Source organism: Asprobacillus argus (assembly GCF_032248395.1).
GTDB lineage: Bacteria > Bacteroidota > Bacteroidia > Flavobacteriales > Flavobacteriaceae > Polaribacter > Polaribacter argus.
In genome coordinates this window covers 232,388-250,698 of sequence record NZ_JAVTTO010000005.1, presented here as the reverse complement: position 1 = coordinate 250,698, position 18,311 = coordinate 232,388, and the positions used below count along the sequence as shown (strand labels likewise).

At 32.2% G+C, this 18,311-nt stretch carries 17 protein-coding genes; all 17 read left to right on the top strand.

Annotation, left to right across the window (positions count from 1 at the left end; translation table 11 throughout):
• The 17 genes from RQM59_RS13795 to RQM59_RS13715 all read left to right on the top strand — a co-directional run bounded on the left by RQM59_RS13795 (position 1) and on the right by RQM59_RS13715 (position 18,309).
• Positions 1-1,566, top strand: a complete 1,566-nt coding sequence (locus RQM59_RS13795) for a lipopolysaccharide biosynthesis protein (RefSeq protein ID WP_349242706.1) — start codon at positions 1-3, stop codon at positions 1,564-1,566.
• Entirely contained in the window at positions 1,556-2,731 is a 1,176-nt protein-coding gene (locus RQM59_RS13790) for a glycosyltransferase family 4 protein (protein WP_349242705.1), read from the top strand. The genes RQM59_RS13795 and RQM59_RS13790 overlap by 11 nt, the downstream gene beginning before the upstream one ends.
• Entirely contained in the window at positions 2,721-3,842 is a 1,122-nt protein-coding gene (locus RQM59_RS13785; protein ID WP_349242704.1) for a glycosyltransferase family 4 protein, read from the top strand. The genes RQM59_RS13790 and RQM59_RS13785 overlap by 11 nt, the downstream gene beginning before the upstream one ends.
• A 1-nt stretch (position 3,843) precedes the next feature.
• Positions 3,844-5,145 carry a hypothetical protein gene (locus tag RQM59_RS13780; RefSeq protein WP_349242703.1) on the top strand — a complete coding sequence of 434 codons (1,302 nt, stop codon included), beginning with the start codon at positions 3,844-3,846 and terminating at the stop codon, positions 5,143-5,145.
• On the top strand, positions 5,123-6,046 hold the full coding sequence (locus tag RQM59_RS13775) for a glycosyltransferase family 4 protein (protein WP_349242702.1): 924 nt from the start codon (positions 5,123-5,125) through the stop codon (positions 6,044-6,046). The genes RQM59_RS13780 and RQM59_RS13775 overlap by 23 nt, the downstream gene beginning before the upstream one ends.
• 1 nt (position 6,047) lies before the next feature.
• Positions 6,048-7,883 carry an asparagine synthase (glutamine-hydrolyzing) gene (asnB, locus tag RQM59_RS13770; RefSeq protein ID WP_349242701.1) on the top strand — a complete coding sequence of 612 codons (1,836 nt, stop codon included), beginning with the start codon at positions 6,048-6,050 and terminating at the stop codon, positions 7,881-7,883.
• The gene (locus RQM59_RS13765; RefSeq protein ID WP_349242700.1) at positions 7,880-8,389 is read left to right on the top strand and encodes an acyltransferase; all 510 of its coding nucleotides are present in this window, start codon (positions 7,880-7,882) and stop codon (positions 8,387-8,389) included. Before asnB ends, RQM59_RS13765 begins: the two co-directional genes overlap by 4 nt.
• 3 nt (positions 8,390-8,392) lie before the next feature.
• Positions 8,393-8,899, top strand: coding sequence for an acyltransferase (locus RQM59_RS13760; protein WP_349242699.1), 507 nt, complete (start codon positions 8,393-8,395; stop codon positions 8,897-8,899).
• Positions 8,883-9,887, top strand: a complete 1,005-nt coding sequence (locus RQM59_RS13755) for a DUF354 domain-containing protein (protein WP_349242698.1) — start codon at positions 8,883-8,885, stop codon at positions 9,885-9,887. Before RQM59_RS13760 ends, RQM59_RS13755 begins: the two co-directional genes overlap by 17 nt.
• Positions 9,877-10,656, top strand: coding sequence for a hypothetical protein (locus tag RQM59_RS13750; protein ID WP_349242697.1), 780 nt, complete (start codon positions 9,877-9,879; stop codon positions 10,654-10,656). The genes RQM59_RS13755 and RQM59_RS13750 overlap by 11 nt, the downstream gene beginning before the upstream one ends.
• Positions 10,657-10,690: 34 nt before the next feature.
• Positions 10,691-11,824, top strand: coding sequence for a non-hydrolyzing UDP-N-acetylglucosamine 2-epimerase (wecB, locus tag RQM59_RS13745; protein ID WP_349242696.1), 1,134 nt, complete (start codon positions 10,691-10,693; stop codon positions 11,822-11,824).
• 14 nt (positions 11,825-11,838) lie between these two features.
• The gene (locus RQM59_RS13740; RefSeq protein ID WP_349242695.1) at positions 11,839-13,872 is read left to right on the top strand and encodes a hypothetical protein; all 2,034 of its coding nucleotides are present in this window, start codon (positions 11,839-11,841) and stop codon (positions 13,870-13,872) included.
• An 11-nt stretch (positions 13,873-13,883) separates the two neighbouring features.
• Positions 13,884-14,459: a hypothetical protein gene (locus RQM59_RS13735; protein ID WP_349242694.1), complete on the top strand. Its 576-nt coding sequence runs from the start codon at positions 13,884-13,886 to the stop codon at positions 14,457-14,459.
• A gap of 145 nt (positions 14,460-14,604) precedes the next feature.
• A complete protein-coding gene (locus RQM59_RS13730) occupies positions 14,605-15,738 on the top strand; it encodes a sugar transferase (protein ID WP_349242693.1) in 1,134 nt (377 codons plus the stop codon).
• 9 nt (positions 15,739-15,747) lie between these two features.
• The gene (locus RQM59_RS13725; protein ID WP_349242692.1) at positions 15,748-16,311 is read left to right on the top strand and encodes a sugar transferase; all 564 of its coding nucleotides are present in this window, start codon (positions 15,748-15,750) and stop codon (positions 16,309-16,311) included.
• Positions 16,301-17,431: an aminotransferase class I/II-fold pyridoxal phosphate-dependent enzyme gene (locus RQM59_RS13720; RefSeq protein ID WP_349242691.1), complete on the top strand. Its 1,131-nt coding sequence runs from the start codon at positions 16,301-16,303 to the stop codon at positions 17,429-17,431. The genes RQM59_RS13725 and RQM59_RS13720 overlap by 11 nt, the downstream gene beginning before the upstream one ends.
• 101 nt (positions 17,432-17,532) lie before the next feature.
• Positions 17,533-18,309, top strand: coding sequence for a polysaccharide biosynthesis/export family protein (locus RQM59_RS13715; RefSeq protein ID WP_349242690.1), 777 nt, complete (start codon positions 17,533-17,535; stop codon positions 18,307-18,309).
• Positions 18,310-18,311: the final 2 nt, after the last annotated feature.

Genomic DNA, 18,311 nt, shown 5'->3' with positions numbered 1-18,311 from the left:
ATGGCTAAAGGTTATGGTGAAATATTCTTAAAGAATACTTTTTGGGTCTATCTTACTAAAATAATTACTCAAACCATTGCGTTAATAGTTAATATTTTTGTGATTGTAGAATTAGATGTTTCTTTGTATGGAGAGTTTAATTTTATTATGAACACTGTGTTAATTATCAGTATGTTCAGTTTAGGAGGGATTAATTCTGTGTTAAATAGGTATTTACCTGAATTCTTAGCTTCAAAAGACCATTTTAGAATTAAAAAACTTATCAATTACAGTTACTTTCTTTCATTATCTGTCTTTTTAGTTTTTTTAGCTTTCCTTATATTTTGGAAAGAGGCGTTCATATCTGTATTCGATATGAAAGGGTTAGAAGGTTACTTTCTAGAGTTTATATTTATTGTGGTGCTCTATTTCTTAAAAAGCATTATAGATGTAGCGACAAAAGCATTATTGTTACATAAGAAAGCTTCTATAATAAATATGTTTGCCACCATTATAAGATCGTTCCTGTATATTTATTTTTTAGATGTCTTGACCGTAGAGCTTTTGATTAGAATAGAAATGATTGTTCTGGCCTTTATTTTTATTTGCGAGTTTATCGTTTTTATTAGTTACACGAAAAAATTAAATGCAGAGCATACTGGAAAACGATTGGCTTTCGATCGAAATAGAATCAAAAGGTATGGTTTGTTTTCATTACTTAACGAGATTGGTGCTGGTATTGTAGGAAAAGCTTCGGATTATTTTATTATAGGAGCCATGGCAAACACATATTTTTTAGGACTTTATTCATTTGCTTTTAAACAATTCGAGTACGTATTTAAAATCCTTCCTATAAAAGAAGTGTTATCTGTAATTAGGCCGATTTTTATTCAAAAGTTTACTAACGTAAATGAAGATGATAAAGAGTTTAAAGTGTTGTTTAATTTGTTTGTAAAACTACTTTTGCCGATTTACACATTTCCTTTATTACTTTTTATAGTATTTGGAGAGCAACTAATTGTGCTAGTATATAAAGTTGAATATATAGAAGCATATATGCTGATAGTAGTAATGTTACTGAGTAATGTAATAGTTTCTTTGGCGTACCCAACCACTTTGGTAATGGTGCTAAAAGAGCGCATGGATTTGTCTTTATTGTCAAAATCTGTAATTATTTTTAGTATTATTGGAGGTATTCTAGGTATGAAATACTACGGGTTAATAGGTGTTGTTACAGCAACAGTAATTGGTGATTTTTTGAGGAACTTATTTATCTATATACTACTAAACCGATCTTTTAAGTTGCCTTATAATTTTAAGGGATTTTGGAACTATAGTGTTGTCTTTATAATACCAACAGTAACATTTTATTATATAGCTAGAGATATTGATTCTATTTTTAAACTAGTTTTATATGCCATATGTTTTACCGTTACGTACTTTTTGTTCAATATTTATTTCAATGCTATGAATAAAAATGATGACGAAGTATTCAAGAGATTATCTTCAAAGTCAAAAGCATTACAAAAAGTTGAATCATATATTCGTAAGTTATTAATTTTAAAAAGATGGATGTATGTTAAGTAAAATTAAACGAAGGGTTTTTAAGTGGGGGATGTTGATTTTCAACATTTTATTACTGCCATTCTTCGCAACAATTTTTCTAGCTATTTTGTTATGTATTAGGTTGAAGAAGGGTTCAAATAAAAACACTGCTTTATTTGTGGGGCTGGAACATGTTATTCGAAAGACGGTTGTAAGGGCAGACCAATTGAAAAATGAATATAGCATATTCTTCTATAGTTTTGAGCTGAATAAATCTCCTAATTCAGGGTACCCTATTATTAAATCAAAGAGAAACATAGTTTTCGATTTGCTGCAATTCGGGTTTTTGATATTGAAAGAGAATCCAAAGTATTGCGAGATTTACTTTGAAGGTAGGGGTTTTAGACAATGGTATCAATCCGTTCTTTTAAAATTTAATAATACGATGACCATTGCTGTTTTACGAGGAGAATTGTATTATTATCATTCTAATATGTCCAATATGAAGAAGTATTTTCTAGAAAAAATACTTAATATGGTAGAATGGATATACTATAGAGAAACGTACATGTTGGAAATTCTGAATAACATAATAAAGGATAAATCTAAAATTGTATTTGATAGTAATAAAGTGAAAGTTTTTTTAGACTGTAATCTTGAAAGAGATGAAAAGAAAGTTTTATTCTTAAACGGTTTTAAAGATTGGAGAAGATTGGATATTGTTATAGATGCCATACCTAAAGTGGTAGCTGAAGTAAAGGATGTAAATTTTGTATTGATAGGAGCAAGATCTCAAAAAGAACTTGACAAATACAAATCCAAAATTAAGAAGGGTTATGAGAAATACGTCACACTCTTAGAATGGACTAAAGATTCTAAGGAGCATTACGAGCAGGCTTCTGTATTTGTATTACCTGCGGACCTTGTATATTTAAATTTTAGTCTTTTAGAAGCAATGGAAAGAGGAGTGCCTGCAATTGTTTCAGATGTAGAAGACGTCGAGAAGATTATAGCACACGGTAAAGACGGTATTATAGCTAAGCAAAACTCAAACGCTTTTGCTAAAGAAATTATTGGACTTTTAACTGATGAAAAATTAAGATTTGAGCTTGCAAGAAATGCTAGAGAAAAAATAGTCTCAGATTTTAATGATAAGAATAGAATGGATTCGATAAAAAGTAGAATTGGAAGAAAGTATGAAAGATAAAATTACATATATCCATACAAGCTCGTTAGATTCGAGAAAGGCGAATTTAATTCAAGTACTCAATATGTGTAAAGCATTTGTTGAAAATGGAGCTAAAGTTGTATTGATTTTACCTAAAAGCAAGTCTGAACCTTCTATTGAGTTGGATCCTAGGGTAACATTGAAGTTTTTTGATGTAAATCACAAATTACCGTCCAGTATCAAATATAGCTTTGCTCTTAATAGGTACTTAAATAAGAATAAGTTAGAAGGCTTGGTTTTTGTAAGGCAGTTTACCTTGGTGTTTCCAATACAACAACATGGATATAACTACATATATGAATCACATAACAACAATTTGTTTTCAAGAAAATATGCAGACATTATTTTTAAATTCTTTCTAAAGAGACTGATAAAAAAGGATAATTTTTTGTTGTTTTTTAGTATTAGTGGAGAGCTGAATAAGTATTGGGATCGATTTTTTAATTTTAAGCACAAGAAGCTTGACTATTATCATGATGGCATTGATGATAATATGTTTAAGGATGTAATTAAAAAAGAAGAAGCCTTAAAATTACTTCAGATAAAAGATTCGAAAAGAAAAAGAGTTACGTATGCAGGTAGTTTGTATAAGGATAGAGGAATTCATAACATTGTAAAACTAGCGAGTGATTATCCTGAAGTAGACATAATAGTAATTGGAGGTCCAAATGTAGAAATCCCAGAATTGAAAGAACTAGCAAAAGGATTACATGCGAGTAATATAGAATTTATAGGAGTTGTTGAGCATAAACAAATTCCTTTATATTTATATGCTTCGGATATACTTTTGGCATTTTGGTCTAATAAAGTAAAAACAATCAATTATTGTTCTCCGTTAAAAGTTTTTGAGTATATGGCTTCTGAAAGGTTAATTATAGCCCATGCATATCCAACCATAAAAGAGGTTTTGAATGATGGCAACTCTATATTAATTAACACCAATTGTTACAATAGCATGAAAGAAGGTTTGCAAAAAGCAATAAATACAAACCCTGATCAAATTTCGAGTAAAGCTCGACAAGAAGTTCTTGCCAAGTATACTTGGAATAAGAGAGCAGAATATATTTTAGATATAATTAAGAAAGAATAAGATGTATAATTTACTTAAAGCATTACTTATATTACTTTTCTTTCAAGGGGTTTTTTCAATAGTAGGAATCCCATCTACTTTATACAAAAGTGCCATTGATCTTATTATCTATATCATATTTGCTATAGCTCTTATGAAGAACAATAATAATTTTAATATTCCGTATAGAAGTGTTCATGTAATTTTTATCGGTTTTTCTGTTGTAGTTTTCTTATCTACTGTTTTTAACGCTTCTAGTATTTTTAAAAGTTTCTCATTTTATAGAAATACTCTGAACGGCTACCTGTTTTTCTTGGCAATTTCAAATATTCGTCTTAGAAAAGATGAAGTTAAAAAGTTAACGCAACTTCTTTTTATCCTAGTTGCTATTCAACCCATTGCCAGTGTCATGAAATATTTAACAGTAGGTGTTTCTGAAGATTATATTGGTACATTTTCCCTTTCAGGAGGAGCTTATAGCACTATGGTACCCCTCACTTTTATCTCAGTCTTATATGCACTGTTTCTTTACAAAAGAAAAAAAATATATTTGGCGCTAATATTGGGATATGTTTTTATGGCTTTCGTTGGAGATAAAAGAGCTTTTTGGTTTATTCTTCCGGTTGTTCTTTTCGGCATTCACCTTTTATATCAGTTTAACTATTCGAACAGAAAGGTAACCTCAATACTTAAATCCATGATCATACTTGTTTTATCTGGGCCCTTGTTGGTTTATTTAGGAGGAAGAGCTTTACCTAGTTTGAATCCTGACTATAAATTTTGGGGAAGATTTGATTTGCAGCATATTATGGATTATGCGACAAGTTATAATACGGGTAGTAGGTTCGATGATATAGATTATGGTGTAGGTAGAGTAGGAGGAGGAGAAGCTATGATTGCAAGTTTTAAGACCAAAAGCTTAAAAACTAACTTAATAGGCGATGGACCTGACATTTTTGTGGATAGATCTAACGATGATGATATTACGTACAGATACGGAGTATATTTAATGAGTCATTTTACAGGAATTATGGTATATTTGCCGTCAATAGGCTATGTTGGGGCATTTTTTCTGTTGTTTTATTATTTAAGTATGCTGTTTTTGGCAAGAAGAAGGCTTAAGATAGAAAAGCGAAAAAAGAGTATTCAAGGAGTACTTTGGTTAGCAATTATTGTAGTCACCTTATTGATAGCTTACGATTATTTATTATACACTAAAACTTTTGTCCATTCTAATATTATGAATGTTTTGTATTTCTTGTTATTAGGAAGCTTGGTAAACAAAAAGAAATGTTTTTTTCATGAGAGTACTTTTCGTAAGTAGTGGAACTTCTACTTCTGGTATAACATCGACCGTTAAGAATCAAGGTTACTCTTTGAGAGAAAATGGTGTTGAGGTTGATTTTTTTGCTGTAGAAGAAAAGGGAATAAAGGGATACCTAAGAACCATCCCGAAACTTAATAAAGTCCTTCGAGAAAAACATTACGATATAGTACATGCCCATTACGCAATGTCTGGTTTTTTAGCTTCCCTTAGCAAGGCTAAGAATATTGTCGTTTCCCTCATGGGAAATGACGTTTTAGAAAAAAGACACTTTAAGTATATAAACCTATTATTCTATATTTTTTCTTGGAAGAGAGTAATTGTTAAATCGAAAGGATTAGCAAAAAAATCTTATGGCATAAAAACAGAGGTTATCCCTAACGGGATAGATTTGAATAGATTTATTCCTATGACAAAGGAAGAAGTTATACCTGTTTCAGGATGGGGTGGGGAAAAGAAACATATTTTGTTTGGTTCAAATCCTGACAGACCAGAAAAGAATTTTTGTTTGGCTGAAAAAGCAATTAATTTGATTGATGGAGTTGATTATGAATTACACTTTTTAAAGAACATACCACATGAAAAAGTAGGGTATTATTATAATAGTGCCGATGTTGTTCTTCTAACCAGTTTGTGGGAAGGTTCCCCAAATGTTATTAAAGAAGCAATGGCATGTAATGTTCCAATTGTGACTGTTAATGTGGGTGATGTAGAAGATGTTATTGACAATACAAAAGGTTGTTATATTATTGAAAGAGATGAGGTTAAAATTGCAAGAAAAATAGAAGAAGCACTATCATTTGGTAAAAGAACAGATGGTAGGAGTAAAGTATTAGATTTAGATAGAGATATCATTGCGAAAAGAATAATTAATATTTATAAAAGCATACTCAAAACGTGATATGTGTGGTATTTGTGGAATAATATATAAGGACAGTTCAGCAAAAGTTACAGAAGAGTTATTGAAGCCTACTGTAAGAAAAATGAATCATCGAGGACCAGATGATAATGGGATTCATTGTGTTAACAATGTTGGATTGGGCTTTGTTAGACTTGCAATACTTGACCTTTCTAAAGCGGGACATCAACCAATGACAAGTGTCCATGGTAGATTTACCATAGTTTTTAATGGCGAGATTTATAATTATATTGAATTAAGGCAAGAACTATTAAAAAAAGGACATGTTTTTAATTCTAATTCAGATACAGAGGTTTTATTGGCGTTGTATACGGAGTACGGTGAAAGCTTTCTGGACAAGCTAAATGGAATGTTTGCTTTTGCAATTTTAGATAACGAAACAGGCGATGTGTTTGGAGCTAGAGATCGTTTTGGTATTAAGCCTTTATATTATCTCGAAGATAGTGAGAAAGTTGCGTTTGCTTCCGAGATAGATTCTTTATTAGAGTTTCCAAACGTAGCGAAGTCTAAGATTAACGATAACGCGATATATAATTACTTTGTATACAATAGAACTGATTACGATGATACCACTTTTTTTAATAATATAAAGAAGGTTCCTCATGGTCATACTTTTAAGTTTAGTAACGGTAGACTAGTCGTTGAAAGATGGTATAACTTAAGAGATAATATTGACAAACCGTTTAGTAATGGGGAAGAGTTTAGAGATATGCTAGTCTCATCAGTCTCTTTAAGACTTCGAAGTGACGTTCCTGTAGGAGCTTGCCTAAGTGGAGGACTGGATTCATCTGCATTAGTTTCTATATTGGATAAGGAATTTGGAATTTCAGATGTTCATACGTTTTCCTCCGTATATAATACAACTTCTAGGGAAAATGAGAAACCATTCATAGATGAGTTTCAGGGAAGATTAAAGAATATGAATTTTGTGTTTCCCGATGCTAACAGTTTTATGGATGACTTGGAAGATTTAATCCATTCACATTCAGAGCCTTTTTCCACGCCAGCGATATATGCACAGTATAAAGTGATGCAATCGGTACAAGGAAAAGTTACTGTTTTATTAGATGGACAAGGAGCAGACGAGTATTTGGCAGGATATGATTACTTCTATGGATTTTACCTTAAAGAATTATTTAGAAACATAAAATGGTTGACATTCATAAAGGAATCTGCCATCTATAAGAAATATCACAAGACAAATAATCATCTTAAGTACTTTGTGTACTTTATGCTACCAAGCTCGTTAAGAAGAAAGGCGATGCAAAGTAAGAAAGGGTATTTAAGAAGTGGTTTTGAAGAAAGCCTTCGAAACGAATCTTCGTTTAATGATTTAATGTATGGCTCTAATAGTTTAATTGACTCCTTAATAAATCATTTTGAATATAAACTAGAACATTTATTAAAATGGGAAGATACGAACTCAATGCGATTTTCTTTAGAGTCAAGAGTTCCGTTTTTAGATCATCGAGTAGTAGAAGGTGCTATTGGGATGAAGAACTCATCAAAATTGAACAAAGGAATTACCAAAGCTGTATTGCGAGAACAATTTTCATCTATAATTCCTAAAAGTATTATTGACCGTAGAGAGAAAATAGGATTTGCCACTCCAGCAGATAATTGGTTTAGAGAAGAGAGATTTGTATCTTATGTCAAAGATATATTGAATTCAAATATGATAGTTAACTCTGATATGATCAACTACAAGATTGCTGAAGAACAGTATAACAGACATTTAAAGGGAGAGATTAATGTTGGAAACGAAATCTGGAAATGGATTAATTTTTATAATTGGAACCAAAAGAACACCTTATTATGAAAAAACTGTTTCTCATGATATACTATGCAATCGCTAGTAAATTGCCTAACATTTCTTTTCCAATGGGTAAATTCTTCAATAGATTTAGAGTTTTTACGCTGAGAAGAGTAATTCGAATCGGTAATAATTGTCGCGTTATGAGAAATGTATATATAGGAAGTGGCAAGAACATTGAAATTGGTAATTTCTGCCGGATTAATGAGCAAACGAGGTTAAGCAATGTTAAGATTGGAAATCATGTAATGGTGGCTAGAGAGACCATTTTTTTAGGAATGTCGCATAGACATGACTCTACCGATATTCCCATGGAAAGACAAGGTACAGAGGTGATGCAACAATCTATCATAGAAGATGATGTTTGGATTGGAGCGAGAGTTGTTGTAATGCCAGGTGTTCATATAAAAAAAGGTTGTATTATTGCATCTAGCGCCGTTGTCACGAAAGATACTGAAGAGTATGGAGTATATGGCGGCGTACCTGCTAAATTGATAAAAAAAAGAAAATAAAAGATGTCGATAGTACATAAAAGAACACTTAAATCAATCCTTTTCGGGATCTGGAGTAAAACACTGCAGAATATTGCATTTTTTACTTTTCCTTACCACATTACGGTATTTCTTCACAAACTACGAGGTGTTAAGGTTGGAAAAAAAGGACATATTTCGAGATACGTTGTTATTGATGACACTGAGCCATCATTAGTAACTATAGGTAAGGGAGTGGCCATTACTCAAGGGGTTATGATTCTTACACATCAAAGAGATTTATCCAAGTATAAACCAGGAATGTATGCTATGGACTGTCCGTTTAAATCTGGTAAAGTAGAAATAAAGGATGGGGCTCATATAGGTATAGGAGCCATAATAATGCCAGGTGTTACTGTTGGAGAAGGAGCTGTTGTTGGCGCAGGTTCTGTAGTAACAAAAGATATACCTCCCTATTGCGTAGCCGTAGGAACACCAGCCAAGGTCATAAAGTATTTTAAAAAAGAAGAAGCACATGAAGATCTGGATTGATTTTGACAATACACCGCATGTAAATGTATTGTTACCGATCATAAAAAGACTTGAAAAGGACCACGAACTAATATTGACTTCCAGAGATGTTTTTGAGACTGTCCCTATGTTGAAACATTATGGCATAGAAACGATGGTTATTGGTACTCATAAAGGGAAAAATAGGATAAAAAAAGTAATAGGTCTAGTTTCTAGAATCATAACACTACTTATTAAGGTCCCCAAATTCGATATAAGTTTTTCTTTAGGTGGTAACACTACAGCCACCATAAGCAAATTAAGAAGAAAACCTGCGATAGTTTTTAGCGATAATGATATTTCTTTTAAGGTGCCGGCGTATAAATTTGGCACTGATTTTATTTTTCCATCTTATTTTGACTCTAGTAAGTTAGAAGAAAAATATAGAATAAAGACGAGTCAAATTAATAAGTTTGATGGCTTCAAAGAAGATATTTATATAGCGGATTATGTGCCTGATCCTAACTTCCTAGATATCTTACCATTTAAAGATTTTATCACGATACGTCCTGAAAATTTAAAAGCATCATATGTACCTTTAGATTCAGAAACCATTGTAATTGATTTATTTGAAAAATTTAAAGGATATAATATTCTTTTTCTTCCAAGATATCCTGAAGAAAAGAGTTATGCAGATGGGTATGATAATATTTTTATTCCCGAAAAACCATTAAATGGCCTAGATGTTTGTAATTATACAGATGCCATGTTAACGGGGGCGGGGACTTTTGCAAGGGAAGCTGCACTTTTAGGAAAACCATCAGTTAGTTTTTTCCCAGGAAAGGTTTTTTTGACAGTTGATAAGATAATGCAGGATAAAGGTTGGGAGTTCAAATCTAGGGATGTTGAGGAGATTTATGATTATGTACAGAATGCAAGTGAAAAATCAAACCAAGTAGATAGAAGCAAAATCGCTCAAGAAGAGCTAATGAATATAATGTACAAAATATTGGATAATTATGAAAAGTAAGGAATTTAGTTATGATTCTTTTATTGAGTTGTTACAGACTTTTTTAAGTAATGGATATGCCATTACCACAGTACATGATTATCTAACCAATGAAAATGTACCTGACAAGGTTTTAATTCTTAGACATGACGTAGATAGATATCCATCTAACACGCTTAAAATGGCTAGAATGGAACATGAAATAGGGGTAAAATCTACGTATTATTTTAGAATTATTTCATCAGTATATAAGGAAGATGTAATACAAGAGGTACATGATTTAGGTCATGAAGTGGCATATCATTATGAAGATCTTACATTGGTGAAAGGGAATTATGACAAAGCCATAAAACACTTTGAGAACGGCTTGAAGATGATAAGGAAATTTGCCAAAGCAGAAACTATTTGTATGCATGGAAGCCCAATGTCCAAATGGGATAACAAAAAGATTTGGGAAAAGTATGATTATAAAGATTTTGGAATTATAGGAGCGACCAGCTTTGATATAGATTATGATGAAGTTTTCTATATTTCTGATAACGGTTGGGGATGGAACAATACTAGTGTTAGTGTGCGAGATAAGGTTAAAACAAAGTTTGATATTCCTATTGAAGGTACTGCACATTTAATGGAAATGCTCCAGACTAACAAATTACCAAATAAGATAATGATCAATGCGCATCCCGATACTTTTTTCGATCCTGGCGTAAAGTATTTTTTCAATAAAATCCTGATCAAATCTAAGAATGTTGTTAAACGAATTATTGTAAAATATAAAATCTTTAAATAGAGTTCTTATAGACTATTACAAAAAGAAAGAGAATATGAAAGTAGTGACTATTATAGGTGCTAGGCCACAAATTATTAAAGCTGCTGCGATTAGCAGGGAAATCGCGAACAATTATGTAGATAGAATTAAAGAAATTATAGTTCATACCGGGCAACACTATGATTCCAATATGTCTGAGGTATTTTTTACCGAGTTGAATATTCCAAGACCGGACTATAATCTCAATGTAGGATCTGGCTCCCATGGAGTACAAACAGCAAGAATGATTGAAGGTATTGAAGAAATAGTTCTAAAAGAACAGCCTGACTATGTTTTACTATATGGAGATACTAATTCTACCTTAGCTGGTGCAACAGCCGCATCTAAATTAAATATTCCTATTGTGCATATTGAAGCAGGTCTTAGGTCATTTAACCGAAGAATGCCAGAAGAGATAAACCGAATAGTTTGTGACCATCTTTCCACATTTTTGTTTTCTCCAACGAGAACAGGCTATGATAATCTTGTAAGAGAGGGTTTTAGTGAGGAGAATGAAAAAACCTTTACTCCAGATAATCCAGGAATTTTTCATTGCGGAGATATAATGTATGACAACTCTTTGCACTTTGCCCAGATGGCCAGTAGCAGATCTACTATTTTAGAAGATCATAATCTTGTTTCTGATGCATTTGTATTGGCTACAATTCACAGAGATCACAATACTGATCATGAAGAGAGTCTTACCGCTATATTTAAAGCCTTAATGGAAATAGCGAAGGAAAGGAAAGTAGTATTGCCTTTACATCCAAGAACTAAGAATAAATTACAAGAATTAGCCGATGAGGATTTTTGTAAAAAAGTGATTGAGCATGAAGGGCTGCTATTGATACCTCCGGTTTCATTTTTAGACATGATTGCCCTCGAGAAAAATGCTAAGATGGTAATCACTGATTCTGGTGGAGTACAGAAGGAAGCTTATTTTTTTAATAAGCCTTGTGTTATTCTTAGACCAGAAACAGAATGGATAGAAATTTTAGAAACTGGTATGGCAAAATTAGTTTCGGCAAATTATGATAAGATTCTAGAAACTTATAATACCTTTGCGGCAGATAAGAAAGTAAAATTTCCTTCGATTTTTGGAAAAGGAAGGGCGGCTGAGTTTATTTGCGCAAAACTATTTTCGAACTAACTAGTAGTATTAATATGTGTGGAATATTTGGAGTAATAACTAAGAAAGAATCTCACTACGATAATAGATTTTTAACTAAATCTTTAAAGGCTTTAGCAAAACTTTCAGAAACACGAGGCAAAGATTCATCAGGTTTATGTACTATAAATCACGATAAAAATAGTTTTGAAATAGTGAAAGGCCCAATTCCTGCTAATGAACTTCTTAAAAGAGATAGAGTAGAGGAAAACCTTAAGAATATATTCAGTAAGAAGAACAATGACAATTATAAATTGGCTTTTGGTCATGCTAGATTAGTTACCAATGGAACTCAATTGGAGGATGCCAATAATCAACCTGTTATAAAAAATGATATTATTTGTATTCATAATGGAATTGTAGTCAATGTTGATGAGTTGTGGGAAGAACATCCAGAATTAGTTAGAGCAGATGAAATTGATACAGAGGTATTGCCATCATTAATCAGAAACGAATTGAACAAGGGATTTTCGCTAGAAAGCTCTGTTTGTAAAACGGTAAATAAGGTGTTCGGAACAGCTTCTTTAGCCATGACCTTTGCTGATATAGAAAAGTTTGTTTTAACAACAAACAATGGCTCCTTATATGTGCTTCATAATAATAAAGATATTGTGTTTTTCGCTTCGGAAAGAGCAATGCTTAATGGGTTGTTGAAAAAACTACAGATTGAAAGTAAGATAGGAGAATTTGAATTATTTCAACTTAAAGCAAATCAAATTTTTACTGTTGACCTAAACTCGTTCAAGTTTGAAAAGAAGCTCTTTTCTGAAATTAATGATAGTAAAGGAGATACAGAATACTTGGGCAATAAGAGGAGTATACATGTTCATGGCGAAAAGTCTCGAAAGAAGCAAATATCTACGGTTTTAGATCTCAATAGCATTCATTTAAGCTCTGAAGCAGCAAAAGACCAGGAAATGCTTATTTATCCAATGGATGAGATCAAGAAATTGAAAAGATGCACAACCTGCATATTGCCGGAAACATTTCCGTTTATAGAGTTTGACGAAAAAGGAGAATGTAACTATTGTAAGAATTATAAGAAAAAGAACCAAGCAAGGCCATTAGATGAATTGAAAGCTTTGGTAGAACCTTATAGAAGTAAAGATGGTTCGCCAGATTGTCTGGTGCCATTTAGCGGTGGTAGAGATAGTATGTATGTAATGCATATTATTAAAAAAGAGCTTGGCTTGAATCCTATTGCATTTACGTATGACTGGGGAATGGTAACTGATCTAGCAAGGAGAAATATTGCCAGAATTTGTGGAGAATTGGGAGTAGAGAATATTATTGTGGCCGCAGATATACATTGGAAAAGAGCCAATATTAGAAAGAACATAAAAGCTTGGTTAAAGAAACCGGATCTTGGAATGATTCCACTATTTATGGCGGGAGATAAGTTCTTCTTTTATTATGCAGATAAAGTAAAGAAGCAAACCGGAATAAAATTGAATATTTGGGGGATTAATCATTTAGAAAATACAGACTTTAAAACTGGATTTGGAGGATTGGCACCTCAATTTGAGAAAGACAAAATCTATTCATTATCAGTAAAAAATCAGCTAAAACTGTTTGGATTTGTCGGGAAAAATCTAATTAAGAGCCCAGGGTATTTTAATCAGTCCATGTTGGACTCCTTAGGGTCGTTTGCCTCTCGCTATGTTGCTCCTAAGAAAGACTATTACCATTTGTTTGATTATATGCAATGGGACGAAAAAACGATAGAAGATATTATTATCAACGATTACAAATGGGAAACTTCTATTGATACAAACTCAACATGGAGAATAGGTGATGGTACAGCAAGCTTTTATAATTACGTATATACATTGGTCGCTGGTTTTAGTGAAAATGATACCTTTAGAAGTAATCAGGTTAGAGAGGGTATGTTAACAAGAGAAGATGCATTGAATTTGGTCTATGAAGAGAATAGGCCTAGATACAATTCGCTTAAGTGGTATTTAGAAATTATAGGCCTAGATTTTAGAGATACAATTTCAGAAGTAAATAAAATGAAAAGACTATTTTAATAATAATTTAGATGAAACCCTTTATATTGAAGCGCTTTTTATTATTTCTTTTTCTAGGAAGTATTGCTATCGTAAACTCTCAGGAGATTGATGTTGAGAAGTTTAATGCCCGATGGTTTGCTAGTATTGATCTAGGAATACAAATGTCGGGAATTAAAAGCGAAGATTTTGTGGACTCAAATTATTCGGCACTTCAGAGGGTGTCTTTTGGAAGGTGGATCAGTCCTACTTTTGGAGCAAGAGTAGGTTACCAAGGAAGATATTTCAACACAATAAGCCACGAAAGAAGGCGATATTATGATTTTTATTTTGGAGAAGCTCTTATCGATATAAGGAATTTATTTTCCAAAACAAAGAAAGAAAGAAAATATAAATTAATAGGGCATATCGGAGGAGGCTATTTTTACAATCATGATTACGACCGCTCCAATATCTATTCTGTTTTAGGATTGATAAATAGTATTTCCGTAACTAAGAACTTTAATCTGACAATAGATCTTTCTGCTATATCAGGGTGGGATATTTATCAAGGTAATAGTGATATTTTACCAGGATTGTCACTTGGTATTTTCTATTTATTTGATTGAAAACTTGGAGGTTATACATCTTATAAGTTTAGGTTAATTGAACTATTTAATATCTTTAAGTAAAAGTAAAATCGTACTTCCTTTAGTAATTTTTAATATATTTGTTTCAAAGTTATGATTGAATTGCAAGAAACAAAGAAAAAAAATGGAGAAAAAACTACTTACCAAACTCCCGTATGTAAAGAAAAAGGAAGAGCCTTTACTCAAAGTTCTCAGGTCACACCCCAGTGATAAGAAGGAAATTGAGAAGCTTATCTTGAATGAAATTAATAATAAGGAAGTTTTAGCATTTATCAATAAGAATTTTGATATAGCTCAAAAGCAAACTTTTATTACATCTACTGCAACTAGATTTAATATAGATAAATTGGAAGAGAATAGTGTCTCTAACATAATTAATTTGAAGAAAATTAACGATGCTAGATATATAAATAAGTTTTTCGAATCTATTAATTCTAGATTGCCTAATTCAGGATTGTTTTTTGGTACTGTAGAAACGTATCCGAACAGAAGAAGAGCTTTATTGGAGAAGTATCCGCCCGTTATTAATTATTTTATATACTTTTTTGATACGCTTTTTACAAGAGTATTCCCCAAACTAGGCTTGACGAAAAAAATATACTTTTACTTGACCAAGGGAAAGGGTAGGGTATTATCTAGAGCTGAGACTTATGGAAGGTTATATTCTTGTGGTTTTGAAATTGTTGACGAAAAAACTATTGAGAATTCACAATATTTTATTGCAAAGAAGGTTGAGGAACCAGTATTTGATAATGATCCTTCATACGGGCCAATTATTAGACTGAATAGAATAGGAAAGAATAATAAAAGATTTAATGTTTACAAACTTCGAACAATGCATCCTTTTTCGGAGTATTTACAGGAGTATATTTACAGTAAAAACAAGCTTCAAGAAGGGGGTAAAATAAAGGATGACTTTAGAATTTCTCCTGAAGGAAGAATTTTTAGGAAGTTTTGGATTGATGAGATTCCAATGATAGTAAATATCTTAAAAGGAGATATGAAACTTGTCGGAGTGCGACCATTAAGTCCTCACTTTTTTGGTCTTTATTCTACAGAATTACAGGAAGAAAGAGTAAAGGTGAAACCTGGGTTTATTCCACCGTTTTACGCGGACCTTCCAAAAACTATGGATGAAATAATGGATTCTGAGATGCGTTATTTAAAGGCATATCAAAAATCTCCGGTAAAGACTGATTTGAGATATTTATACTTATCACTTAAGAATGTTTTTATAAAGGGAGCTAGAAGTAATTAATATATTCCTTTGTCTAAAAACCAGAAAATTATTAAAAGAGTACTAGATTTTTTCTTAAGTCTATTGCTCATTTTTTTATTAATCATACCGATCCTTGTGTTAGTAATTATTGCAGCCATAGATACAAGATCTTCTGGGATTTTTGTTCAGGAACGAATCGGAATACATTCAAAACCCTTTAATATTTTTAAATTAAGAACTTTTACTATCAAGGGTGGTAAAGCCAGTACCGTTGGCACATTTTTACGTAAACGTAAACTGGATGAATTACCACAACTGCTTAATGTTCTTAGAGGAGATATGAGCTTTGTGGGGCCTAGACCAGATATTAAAGGATATGCTGATAAATTGAAAGGAGAGGATCGTATAATTTTATCTGTTAAACCTGGAATAACTGGCCCAGCATCATTAGAATACAGAAATGAAGAAAATATGTTAAAGGACGCCTCGTTACATATAGATCAGGCATTCTTATGGAAAAAAAAGGTGGAGATAAATAAGAGATATATTAGAGAGTATAGTTTAGGAAAAGATATTGGGTATATGCTTAAAACTATTTTTTATGGAGGATAGGATTTATATAAGTAAGCCTCATATGAATGGGGAAGAAGAATTGTACATCAAAAAAGCGATTACTACCAATTGGATTACCACTAAGGGGCATTTTATTGATGAGTTTGAATCTTTGATGGAAAAATACATCGGAGCTAACAAGCGAACAGTAGCACTGAATTCAGGAACGTCGGCATTGCATATGGCCTTAATTTTAATAGGAGTTTCGGAGGGAGATGAGGTATTGTGTCAAACTTCTTCATTTGCCGCTACTGTGAATCCAATTTTATACCTTAAGGCGGTTCCTGTATTTATAGATAGTGAAGAAGACACATGGAACATGTGCCCTGATTTTCTTGAAGAAGCTTTAATTGATAGGATTAAGAAAGGGAAAAGACCTAAAGCAATTGTCGTTGTAGACTCATATGGAATGCCCGCTAAATGGAACAAACTTTTAGAGATTTCAAAAAGGTATAATATACCTGTTATAGAGGATGCTGCTGAAGCACTGGGTTCATCATACAAGAAACAAAAGTGTGGAACGCTAGGTCATTTGGGTATTTATTCTTTTAACGGGAATAAGATAATAACAACGTCTTCAGGAGGCATGCTGATTTGTAATAATGAAAGAGAACAAAAAAATGCCATTATGTATGCATCTCAAGCAAAAGATTTGGATAATTCCAATAAGCATGTTGATATAGGATATAACTACAGAATGAGTAATATTCTTGGGGCTATGGGGGTTGCGCAGTTTCGCACCCTTGAAAAAAGGGTGGAGCAAAGAAGAAAGAACAATACTTATTATCAAAAAACTTTAAACAAAGATGTGTTTAAACTGCAACAAGAGACTGGAAATGACTTTTTTTCAAACTTTTGGTTAAGTTGCGTGACAATAGTCGGAAAAGATTTTGAAAGAGTAAAATCCAATATTATTGAACTGTTCCAATTGGAAAACATAGAGTATAGAAATTTATGGTTCCCTTTGCACAAACAACCATTTTTAGAAGATCCCATTTACTATGGAAATGGATTCGCCGATGATTTGTTTAAAAGAGGATTTTGCTTACCGTCCTCTTCAAATTTAACTGATAGCGAATTATATCGTGTTAGCGCTGTTTTGGACAAATGTCTTTTATGATGTGTTTGGTTTGTAAACCCCTTGTAAGTCCATGCATAATTAGAATATTAATTAATTCAAAGAATAAATAAAAATTGTATTTTCGCACAAAAATATATAACATGATAAGAACTTGCTCTAATTACATTTCTGTTGTTTTGGTATTATTTTTTTTGTCATCATGCGTGTCAAAGAAGAAGATTGTCTATTTTCAGAATGGTGCCATTGATCAAGAAAATGTGTCAAATAATTATAAAACAACTTTTAAAGCAGATGATTTATTAGAAATTATAATCAGCGCGAAAGATGATGAAGCAGTTAAACCGTTTAATTTATCTGCTGTTGCTTTTTCGAATACTACAAATAACCCAATAGGAACACCTCAACAACAGCTGTATCTGATAGATAGTAAGGGAGAGATAGTATTACCTATTTTGGGAAATATTAAAATAGGGGGATTAACTAAAGAGCAAGGTATATCCTTAATAAAAGATAAGCTAGATCCTGAATATGTAAAAGATCCTAGTGTTAATATAAGAATCACAAATTTTAAGATTACTGTGCTGGGAGATGTTATTAGACCTGGAGTATATAACGTTCCTAATGAGAGAATCAGTATTATGGAAGCAATTGGGTTAGCAGGAGACTTAAATATATCTGGAGTTAGGGACTCCATAAAGGTCACAAGAGAAGAAGGAGGGGTAAAAAAGATATATAATGTTAATCTCTTATCCAATGAAGTCTTTTCTTCTCCAGTATATTATTTACAGCAGAACGACTTGGTGTATGTGAAACCAAATAAGGCAAAAATGCAATCTGCATCTTACAATCAGAATACAGGTCTATTTGTCTCTATAGGCTCAATTTTAATATCATTATTGGCAATTCTTTCTAGATAATT